The sequence below is a fragment of the Bradyrhizobium sp. genome, from assembly GCF_049581145.1.
Lineage (GTDB): Bacteria > Pseudomonadota > Alphaproteobacteria > Rhizobiales > Xanthobacteraceae > Bradyrhizobium.
On the sequence record NZ_JBAURI010001291.1, the window covers coordinates 1 to 10,476 of the forward strand.

At 63.2% G+C, this 10,476-nt stretch carries 8 protein-coding genes and 1 pseudogene; 4 read left to right on the forward strand and 5 right to left on the reverse strand.

The features are described from left to right. Positions 1–94 precede the first annotated feature (94 nt). Positions 95–1,138, reverse strand: a complete 1,044-nt coding sequence (locus WCB02_RS41180) for a C-terminal binding protein (protein WP_423968557.1) — start codon at positions 1,136–1,138, stop codon at positions 95–97. 368 nt (positions 1,139–1,506) lie between these two features. On the opposite strand from WCB02_RS41180, the gene WCB02_RS41185 reads away from it, so the two are divergent. Together WCB02_RS41185 and WCB02_RS41190 are read left to right on the forward strand one after the other, a co-directional pair. Continuing rightward, positions 1,507–3,192: a methyl-accepting chemotaxis protein gene (locus WCB02_RS41185; RefSeq protein WP_423968559.1), complete on the forward strand. Its 1,686-nt coding sequence runs from the start codon at positions 1,507–1,509 to the stop codon at positions 3,190–3,192. Between the two features lie 228 nt (positions 3,193–3,420). Next, positions 3,421–5,106, forward strand: coding sequence for a methyl-accepting chemotaxis protein (locus WCB02_RS41190; RefSeq protein WP_423968562.1), 1,686 nt, complete (start codon positions 3,421–3,423; stop codon positions 5,104–5,106). A 151-nt stretch (positions 5,107–5,257) separates the two neighbouring features. On the opposite strand, the gene WCB02_RS41195 is transcribed toward WCB02_RS41190, so the two are convergent. The 4 genes from WCB02_RS41195 to WCB02_RS41210 all read right to left on the reverse strand — a co-directional run bounded on the left by WCB02_RS41195 (position 5,258) and on the right by WCB02_RS41210 (position 8,861). Continuing rightward, positions 5,258–6,103, reverse strand: coding sequence for an HD domain-containing protein (locus WCB02_RS41195; RefSeq protein ID WP_423968565.1), 846 nt, complete (start codon positions 6,101–6,103; stop codon positions 5,258–5,260). Positions 6,104–6,224: 121 nt separating this feature from the next. After that, positions 6,225–7,151 (reverse strand): DMT family transporter, encoded by a 927-nt coding sequence (locus WCB02_RS41200; protein WP_423968567.1) that lies wholly within the window; start codon positions 7,149–7,151, stop codon positions 6,225–6,227. A 295-nt stretch (positions 7,152–7,446) separates the two neighbouring features. Next, entirely contained in the window at positions 7,447–7,830 is a 384-nt protein-coding gene (locus WCB02_RS41205; RefSeq protein WP_423968569.1) for a hypothetical protein, read from the reverse strand. Then, complete coding sequence (locus WCB02_RS41210) at positions 7,827–8,861, reverse strand: LysR family transcriptional regulator (protein ID WP_423968571.1); 1,035 nt, start codon at positions 8,859–8,861, stop codon at positions 7,827–7,829. Before WCB02_RS41210 ends, WCB02_RS41205 begins: the two co-directional genes overlap by 4 nt. A 127-nt stretch (positions 8,862–8,988) precedes the next feature. Between WCB02_RS41210 and WCB02_RS41215 the strand changes: the two genes are divergently transcribed. Then, positions 8,989–10,212, forward strand: a complete 1,224-nt coding sequence (locus WCB02_RS41215) for a GNAT family N-acetyltransferase (protein WP_423968574.1) — start codon at positions 8,989–8,991, stop codon at positions 10,210–10,212. After that, positions 10,209–10,476 (forward strand): annotated as a pseudogene (locus WCB02_RS41220) (hypothetical protein); the annotation flags it as partial. The gene WCB02_RS41215 and the pseudogene WCB02_RS41220, both read left to right, overlap by 4 nt.

Here is a 10,476-nt window from a genome sequence, read left to right on the forward strand (position 1 = left end):
AACGCAAAACGTCGCATCGGTCGGCCCCCCTCAGGCCGACCGCCTATGAATCATTCAAAAACTGATTTGGGAATCCCCTAACTGAAGACAGGCCCTAGCTGTTCGGTCCGCGGTCCATGCCGACCGGCTGCCAGCGCTTCAGCGAGGTTGTCTGCAGCACCGACGGGTTGACGCAGCTGACCGGCCACATTCCCTGTAGCACCAGCGACAATTCAGTGCCGACGCGTCGCTTGCGGGCCTCGTCGAAGCGCGCGGAGGCCGAAGCCACATGAGCGGTCAGCGTGACGTTCTCCATGCGCAGCAGCGGGTTGTTGTGAGACGGCGGTTCCTTCTCCAGCACGTCGAGCGCGGCATGGGCGATCCAGCCCTTCTGCAGCGCCTCTATCAACGCCTCTTCGTTCACGGTGGCGCCGCGGCCGGTATTGATGAAGATCGCGCTCTGCTTCATCTGTCTGAAATGCGCTTCGCCGAGCATGTGATGCACCTCGGGCCGCGCCGGCGCATGCATCGACACGAAATCCGACTGCGACAGCACCTCCGACAGGGTCGCCGGCATCACGCCGTGATCGGAGATCAGGGTCTCCTGGATGAAAGGGTCGTAGGCCATCATGCGCAGGCCGAACGGGGCAGCGCGCTTGGCGACCGCGCGCGCGACTCGTCCGAACGAGATGAAGCCGAGCGTCTGCCCCATCAGGCGAGGAAGCTTCAGCAGTGCCGGACGGCCCTCGGCCCAGCGGCCCTGGCGCACCATCTTGTCCTGCTCGACCAGCCGGCGAAAGCCGGCGAGCAACAGCATCATGGCGTGGTCGGCGACCTCCTCGATGAAGGTGTCGGGAATATTGGTGACGGGAATGCCGCGCGCGGTCGCGGCCTTGACGTCCACAGAGTCGACGCCGACGCTGCCGAGCGTGATGACCTTGCAGGTCTCGAGCGCATCGATGATGGTCCTGGTGATCGGCATGCCCTTGGCATAGATGGCATCCGCGGTTTTGGCCGCCGCGATGAATTCAGCCTCGTTGGCCGGGGCCTCGACGATCTCGGCGCCGATCGGATCGAGCGCCTCCTTCTCATAGGCGTAGCCGCCGCCCGCCACCGTGAAACTCGCGCCTTTCGGCGTCACTACCCTGAACTTCGACATGAGCTGCTCCCGAGATTTGGCCCGCGCGCGGCGATCTTGTTGTTATGCCGCGCATCAAAGCATGCCGGGGCGCGGGTCGGCTAGTCTAGCCGTCGTGCCAGTCACATCGGGCGTCCTCCCATCAGGTCCGCGGCCGGCGTTTCGCGGCGGCCGATCGCCGTCGGCGTGGGGAGTTAAGTCTCGACGTACAGATTGCGTGGCGCCTCACAAGAAATCGAAGATTGCCGTTCTGCGAACGGAATCGGGCTGGCATGCCCGGAGTTCTACGGAGAGCCTTGTAACCAACGGCTAGGGATTTCACTCTAACGTGAATTTTAGTCAATTTGTCTGCCGCGTGTCCTCAGCTTCATTGCCGGAGTGTTTTGCCCGTGAAATTGAACAATCTAAAAATTGCTCCCAAGCTCGGCATTGTGGTGGCGCTGGCTTTGTTGGGCCTGTGCGTTGCCGGCGTCCTCGCCGGTTATTTGATGAAGCAGGAGATGCTGAATGCGCGCATCGAACAGACCAAGGCGGTCGTCGACATGGCGCTCAACATGGCGGCCGGCCTGAGGAAAGAAGTGGAGGACGGCAAGCTCACCAAGGAAGCCGCGTTGGTCGAGTTCGGCAAGCGGGCGAATACGCTGACCTATGATCACGGTTCGGGTTACCTGTTCGGCACGTCCTATGACGGCATCACCGTGCTGTCGCCGGATCCCAAGCAGATCGGCACCAACCGGATGGAGGTGTTGACGAACGGGCGGAAGCTGTCCCACGAATTGATGGACGGCGTTCGCAGCAAGGGCGAGATCCTGCTGGCCTACGAATACGTCAAGCCCGGCGAGGAAAAGCCGATCCGCAAGATCGGCTATGCCACCGCCGTCCCCGGATTCGACATGTATCTCGGCAGCGGCGCCTATATCGACGATATCGACGCCAAGATGGGGCCGATCGAGTGGACGCTCGGCCTTTCCATCCTTGGCATCGCGGTGATTGCGGGCGGCGTGGCCTGGCTGATCGGCCGCAGCATCAGCGGCCCGCTCGGCGCGCTCGGCAACCGGATGCAGGACTTGGCCAACGGCCAGCTGGACGGAGAAATTCCCGGGCTGGAGCGCGGCGACGAAGTCGGTGCGATGGCCGCGACGGTGCAGATCTTCAAGGACAATGCGGTCCGCATGCGCGATCTTGAAAAGGCCGAAGCCGAGACCCAGGCGCGCGCTGCGGCCGAGCGCCGCGCGGCGATGGAGAATCTCGCCGGCGACTTCGAGCGCAGCGTCAATGGCATCGTCCGCTCCGTGTCGAGCGCGGCGACGGGCATGCAGACGACGGCACAGTCCATGACCGCGACCGCGAGTGATGCCAGCGCGCGCGCCGCGACCGTCGGCTCGGCGTCGCAGAGCGCCTCGAACAATGTCGGAACGGTTGCCGCGGCGGCCGAACAGCTGTCGAGCTCGGTTGCTGAAATTTCCCGCCAGGTGGCGCGCTCCAGCGAGGTCGCGAGCAAGGCGGTCGGCGATGCCGAGCGCACCAACGCCACCGTGCAGCTGCTGTCGACCGGCGCCGAGAAGATCGGCGAGGTGGTCAAGCTCATTCATTCGATCGCGGCGCAGACCAATCTGCTGGCGCTGAACGCCACCATCGAGGCCGCACGCGCCGGTGAGTCCGGCCGCGGTTTCGCCGTGGTGGCCTCCGAGGTGAAGGCGCTCGCCAACCAGACCGCGAAAGCGACCGAGGAAATCTCGGCCCAGGTCACGGCCATGCAGCAGTCGACCAGCGACGCGGTCGCGGCGATCAGCGGCATTACCCAGACCATCGCGCAGATGAGCGAGATCACGGTCAACATCTCCACCTCGATCGAGCAGCAGGGCGATGCGACCCGCGAGATCGCGCGCAACATCCAGCAGGTCGCGGCCGGTTCGAGCGAGATCAATGCCCATATCGGCGGCGTCACCTCGGCCGCAGCGGCGACCGGCACGGCGGCTTCGGAAGTGCTGTCGAACGCCCGCGAACTCGACAACCAATCGGGCATGCTGCGCAATGCGGTCGACGGCTTCCTCGCCAAGGTCCGCGCTGCCTGAGGCTCTGGCGGATGGCAGTCGGGAAGAACTGCTCGTAAAAGGTGTATTTTCGGGACCATTCAAAGATCGCGGCGGGACGGATCGGCTCAATCTAACATTGAGTGAGCCCGGAGCCCGCGGTTATCGCGAATTCGTAACAAAGCGCTAAAGGATTCCGTCTTATCTTCCGGAGTATCATACCTTGCGCGAGACGCCGTCGCGCCGCGCTGATCTCCGGAGATATCGCCCGTGAAGCTGACCAATCTGAGGATTGCCCCCAAGCTCAGCATCCTGGTGGGCGTCGCTTTGCTTGGCCTATGCATCGCCGGCATCCTCGCCGGCTATTTGATGCAGCAGGAGATGGTCGACTCGCGGGTCGAGCAAATCCACGCCGTTGTCGACATGGCGCGCAACCTGGCGATAGGGCTGCAGAAGCAAGTCGATGCCGGCAAGCTCAGCAAGGACGCCGCGATCGCCGAATTCGGGCGCGTCGGCAATCTGCTGACCTATGACCACGGCAACGGCTATCTGTTCGGCACGACGTTGGATGGCATCACGGTACTGTCGCAGGTGCCAAGCCAGATCGGGCAGAATCGCATGGACGCGCTGGTCAATGGCAGGTCGATCGCACATGAGTGGCACGATGGCGTCGCCGCCAAGGGCGAACATACCCTGATCTATGAATTTGTCAGACCGGGTGAGGAGAAGCCGTCGCGCAAGATCAGCTATTCGGCCGCGATTCCCGGCTGGAACATGTATGTCGGCACCGGCGTCTATCTCGACGATATCGATGCCAAGATGCGACCACTGGCCTGGCTCTTGGGCATTGCGATCCTGGTTATCGGGATCATCGCCGGCTGCATCGCATGGATGATCGGCCGCAGTATCAGCGGTCCTTTGGCCGCGCTTGCCAAACGTATGCGAGCCCTCGCCGACGGCCAGCTGGACGGGGACGTCCCCGGTCTCAACCGGGGCGATGAGGTCGGCGGCATGGCCGCGACGGTGCAGATTTTCAAGGACAATGCGGAGCGCATGCGCGATCTGGAAAACGCCGAAGCCGAGACGCGCCAGCGCGCCGCGGCCGAGCAGCGCACGACGATGGAGAATCTCGCCAGCGACTTCGAGCGCAGCGTCAACGGCATCGTCCGCTCGGTGTCGACGGCAGCCGCCGGCATGCAGACGACGGCGCAATCGATGACTGCGACCGCGAGCGACGCCAGCGCGCGCGCCGCGACCGTCGGATCGGCATCCCAGAGCGCTTCGAACAATGTCGAGACCGTCGCGGCCGCGGCGGAAGAGCTGTCGGGCTCGGTGACCGAGATCTTACGGCAGGTGACGCGCTCCAGCGAGGTCGCCAAGAAAGCGGTCGGCGATGCCGAGCGCACCAATGCGACCGTGCAGGTGTTGTCCACCGGCGCGGAGAAGATCGGCGAGGTGGTAAAGCTGATCCATTCGATCGCGGCGCAGACCAATCTGCTGGCGCTGAACGCGACCATCGAGGCGGCGCGCGCCGGCGAATCCGGCCGCGGCTTCGCGGTGGTCGCCTCCGAGGTCAAGGCGCTCGCCAACCAGACCGCCAAGGCCACCGAAGAAATCTCCGGCCAGGTCGCGGCCATGCAGCAGTCGACCAGCGATGCGGTCGTCGCAATCAATGGTATCACCCACACCATCGCGCAGATGAGCGAGATCACGGTCAACATCGCCTCCGCGATCGAGCAGCAGGGCGACGCGACGCGCGAGATTGCGCGCAACATCCAGCAGGTCGCCGCCGGCTCGAACGAGATCAGCGCTCATATCGGCGGGGTCAGCTCGGCCGCGGCCGCGACCGGCTCGGCGGCGTCCGAGGTGCTGTCGAGCGCCCGCGAACTCGACAACCAGTCCGGCAAGCTGCGCAACGCAGTCGATGGTTTCCTCGCCAAGGTCCGTGCCGCCTGACCATCACCATCTTCGTCGACGCTTGGCGGAATGCGATCGCCGAGGCCGCGGACGCCGGCGCGTAGCCCATCAGTTGAGACGGCCGCGCCGTTCGCCGCGCAGCAGGACGGCCAGCGCCGGGACGGCGATGGATGAAGGCGCGATGCCAGCCTCATGTCTGGGGTCCCGACAGCGCGATGTCGCGCTCGGCGCGGAACACATTGCCGTAGAGGTTGGCGATCCATTGCCGTCCATTGGAGGTGACATTGAGATAGCGGATCGCCGTCTGCACCTGCGGTGCGACGCTGTTCCAGTAGAACTGGGGATAGAGATTGACGAGGTCGGCGGGCGACGAATAGTCGAACTGACGATTAAGCCCGGCCTCCTCGAATTCGTGATAGAGCGCATTCGCCTTGCGGATATAATGGGGATCGCCAAGCTGTCCGATCAGGTCGGCTGCGCGCAGCAGCGAGGCCTCTTCGTCCTCATCCTCGCCGTCGCTCGGCAGGCTGACTGGAAACCGCGTACCCTCGATGGCGCGCGCGATGCGTCGCTTGTCCAATAACGCAATGCCCTCGATCCGCTCCATCACGAACATCTTCGAGCGGTCGACGTGATGAGGCAGCAGCGCCGCATCCGACGACCCGCGGGGCAGCGTGACCTTGCGGCCCGAGGGATCGACGACGTAGCCCTCCTTGTCGTCCGCCTTGAACAGCCCGCGAACATAGCCGATGTCGTGCGTGAGGCAGGCGATGATGACATGGGCATAGTCTTCGGCCGGCATGTGGGCATGCAGCGCCCGTCCGCGCAGGATGTCGTGGCCCGCGAGCGTCACCAGCATGGTGTGCTCGACATTATGATAGAGTGCGTCGCTGTTGCCGATGCATTCGATGGCGATTCGGGCGATCGATGGCACCATTTCGACGAGATGGGTCTGCGACGAGCCGAACCTGCGCCGCATGTAATTTTCCAGGAATTTGCCGAGCGCGTCGGCCGCAAGCTCCGGAACGGTCATCATTGCTCTTGGCCTCGAACCATTCCCACACGAACCGGATGAGCAGGCTGCAGCACTCGGCAGCATTTTGGACCATAGCGCCCCGTTGTGACATAATCGTTATGGTTGCGTATGCTTTTCCCGATCATGCGCGAGGCTTGCGCGATGCGACGTAGACGCCGCCCAGCACCAGCGCAAAGCCGATCAGGTGGAAAGGCCGCGGACGCTCGCCGAGGAAGACGATCGCCATGACCGAGCCGAACACCGGCACCACGTGAAAGAAGGGGGCCGCGCGGTTGGCGCCGATCAATTGCACGCCGCGATTGAAGCACAGATAGGCCAGCGCCGAGGGGAACACTGCGACGTAGAGCAGCATCAACAGGCTTTTTGCGTCGACGGTCATGGCCGGGCGCGAATTGAGCTCCCAGACCAGCATCGGAAGCAGGCATGCCGCGCCGCAGCCGAAGGTGAAGGCAACAAACGACAGGCCGTGGATCGGCGGGCGCTTCAGCGTCAGCACTGAATAGAATCCGAAGATCCCCATCGCAACGAGGAAAATGAGATCGCCCTCGTTGAACTGGATGGTGGACAGAGCGGTCACGTCGCCACGCAGCATGATCACCAGCACGCCCAGCAGCGACAGCAGGATTCCGATCGCTTGCGACAGCGTCAGGCGGACGCCGAGCAGGATCAGCGACCACACTGCGACGACGAGCGGGCCGGCTGATTGCAGGAGCAGCGTGTTCAACGCCTGGGTATGTTCGAGCGCCCAATATTGCAGGGTATTGAAGGCTGCGATGCCTGCCACGGAAAGCGTGATCATCAAGCCGAGCTTGGAGCGGATCACGGCCCAGTCGCGCTTGAGATGCGTCCAGGCGAAGGGGAGGATGAGGATGAACGCGCCGGACCAGCGCAGGAACGACAGTGTCACGGGCGGAATATGCCCCGCGGCGAGCCGCCCGACGATGGCGTTGCCGGCCCAGCACAGCGCGGTGATGCTGAGCAAAAGATAAGGCTGACGGCCCAGCCAGTTGCCGGAGACCGCATGCGGAAACTGGTCCGAAGCTGACATCGGGGACAAATCTTTTGGAACGCCGGGTTTCCATGCTACCGGGTCCGGCCAGGCGGGCGCCGCCAGGCGGGATGTCGTCCCGGCCCGGCTCAAAGACACCGATTTTCAGCTGATATCAATCGGGCACGCGTATCGCGACCATGCGAAACCAGGGCAGGCTTCGTCGGGGGAGCAGGCCAGGAAGCGGCTAGAGCGCGATGCGATCGCCATCCGGGTTTTTGATTGGGCATGATCTGGAAAACCGCTACGCACCCATCGGGTCGTAGCCCGAGGGCATGCTTTTCCGGATCATGCGCTAGCCGCCATCGCTGCGGCGGTTCGCCTGCCGCTTGACGATCTGTTCGGCGAGGTTGATGAGCAGCCGCTTCGTACCATGGTCCTCGAGTTCCCGGAACGCCCGCAACAGCCGCAAATCGAGCATCAATTGCAGCGAACCGAACTGTCGCGTCGGCAGGCCGTTCGGCCGTTCGCTGCGCGGACGGTCAAGCTGGAGTTCGAGCGCGTCGGCGATTTCCGTGAGGCGAGCGGCATCGATCGTGTCCACTGCGCCTCCTGCGTCCGGTCTTTGCTTCAACGCCGTGTCAAGCACTTCGACCAGGTCGCTTTGCGAAATTCCGATCGCAAGCCACCTCGCTTTCACGATCTGGTCAAGCTTCGAATCGGTTGTGCTGCCCGTCATCGACCATTCTCGTTCGCGCGCTTGGGGAAAACCGGGACGTCTTTTGGACGCGACACCTTCTTGAACCCTGCGAACAGGTTCACCAGCGGTTCGGCGTCCTTGTAGGCCTTCTGCAGATCCTTCGGATGAACGAACTCGTCCCTGAACCATGGATATTTGCGTCCGTCGAACGATTGCGCCGTCCAGTCGATCACCTGCTTCACCCGAGCGATCTTCTTCGCATCGGGATGATAAGCGAGCCAGATGTCGAGCTGGAACTGGATGCCGATGTCGAGCGGGATCAGGGGATCGCCCAGTGCCGGCACGTAGGTGGGCAGCCAGCCGATGCCGGCGCCCTTCGCGATCGACCAGAGATGGGCGGTCGAGACGTTGTTGCGCATCGCGACAAAGCCGATCTGCTCGCGACCGGCATATCGGTCATACATCTCCTTGCCGCGGGTCTGCTCGGCATCCTGAATCACGACCCGATGGTTCTGCCGGATGTCGTCGGCGCTCGTCGGCATGCCGTAGATCTCGACATAGGAAGGGCTGACGAACGGCATGACGTGCAGCCGCCCGACCTTGACTCGCTTGAGATCCGGTTGATCCGGGTTTTCGAGCTGCACGGCGACGTCGGCCTCGAGACGAAGCACATCCGCCGACCGCATCTCGCACTTCAAGTCCACCAGAAGGCCAGGATAGGCCCGCTGGAATTCGACCAGCCTTGGCGCGAGCCAGAAGGTGCCGAGCCCCTCGGTGACGGCGATGCGCACTTCGCCATTCAGGGTCGGCGACGCCTGATTGAGCGCGCAATCGAGGCCGAACGATGCCTGCTCCATTCGCTTCGCTGCTTCGAGCACCTGCAGACCCTCGTGCGTCAATCTGATGCCGTCGACATGGCGTGTCATCAGCGTGGTCTTGTAGGCGCGCTCCAGCAGCGTGATGCGCTTGGAGAGAAAGTTCGCAGACATGTTGAGTTGTTCGGATGCGGCGCGAAAGCTGCCGATCCGAGCCACCTCCAGAAAGATCCGGACCAGGTCCCAGTTCGCCATTCGGCCCGGGGGGTGCGCACCGTGGTGCGCACCCCTGCGCTCAGGTGAGTGCATACAAGCTACCTCGATTAAGCCTTCTATCATTCATTGCAGAAATGAGGCCACTTAACAACCAAGAGACGATGAGATGACCGCGCTCGACCTCAGTTTAATACGCAAGACCGCCGCCGGAAAAACATCGCCGGCTCCCTCCGCCGAACACTCTCTCGACAAGATGACCGACCGCCAGCTGGCGAAACGGACGGTCATCTTTACCGTCGATGCGGCCGGTATCGCAGGCCTCGTAGATGCCGCACGCGAGGACATCCCCGGCCTCACGTCGAACGAGATGTTTCAGAGGGTTGCAAATCACAATCCCGACACGTTCTGGGCGATCGCCAGGCGTGATCGTTTCAACATCGCCGCCCCGAAAGGCGATGGGTTCCTGGCCGTGCTTCCGCTGACCCATGAGGGCACCCGCGGGCTGATCGACGGCGGTCTGAACACAAAAAAGCCGGAACTTCGCTTCGTCGCACGCCAGTCGGAGCGGCCGGCCGGTATCTATGTCTGGGCCATTCACGCCAAGGGGACGATCGCGGCCGCGATCCCGCTGGTGCTGGAGAAATTCTCGACGCCGCTTTACCGCGGCGTGAACATCTATTCGCGGCCGATCACCAAGGGCGGCCTTCGGGTGCTCGAGCCGCTCGGCTTCACACCTGGCGCGCATTACGATGGTCTGTTCACGCCCAATTTGCAGATGTTCGATCGCTCCGGCGATCTGCCTCCCGTCAGGGTCGTTAACCATGATCCGGTGACCGTGGAGGTCGTGCGGTCGATGGACGAGATGGCGCGCGTGATCGCGATCCGCGGCGCGATCTACATGGGCGAGCAGCGCTGCCCGTTCGAGGAGGAGTTCGACGGCAACGATTTTTCCGCCACGCATCTGATCTGTCACAAGGATGGCGAACCGGTCGGCTGCATGCGGATCCGGTATTTCGCCGGCTTCGCCAAGCTCGAGCGGTTGGCCGTTCGCCACGAAGGCCGCGGCTCCGGCCTTGCCGGACGGATCCTCGACGCGGCGATCGATCTCTGCCGCAAGAAGGGCTACAGCATCCTCTACGCCCATTCGCAGAAGCGGTTTCTCAAGGTCTGGGAATCGCGCGGGTTCAAACGGATGGGTAGCCGCGAGCTGGTGTTCTCCGACTTCGACTATGTCGAGGTCAAGCTGGAGACCGAGAAGCATCCGCAGAGCATCACGCTTGACGACGATCCCTATGTCATCATCCGGCCCGAGGGGCGCTGGGATACGCCCGGCGTTCTCGAAAAGTCGTCGCGAAGGGGGGTCTGCCAGCCGGCGGCGGGTGTCCGATGAGCTCCGTCATCGATCTGCGAAGCTATGTCGGCGCCTCAAACAGCCGATTGCTCGTCATCGTGGATCTGCAGGAGCAGAACTATCACGAGCTTTCGAGAGATCCGCTGTCCGACGTCGAGCGGTCGTTGCAGAATTGCATGTTCGCGATACGGCATGCGCGCGACAGGGGGCTGCCGATCGCATTCGCGCGGCAGTCGTTTGCGTCGGAATGGTGCGAAACTGCGCCGTGCTCCGGCTGGATTTCCGGCTTCGAGCCCAGGCGGT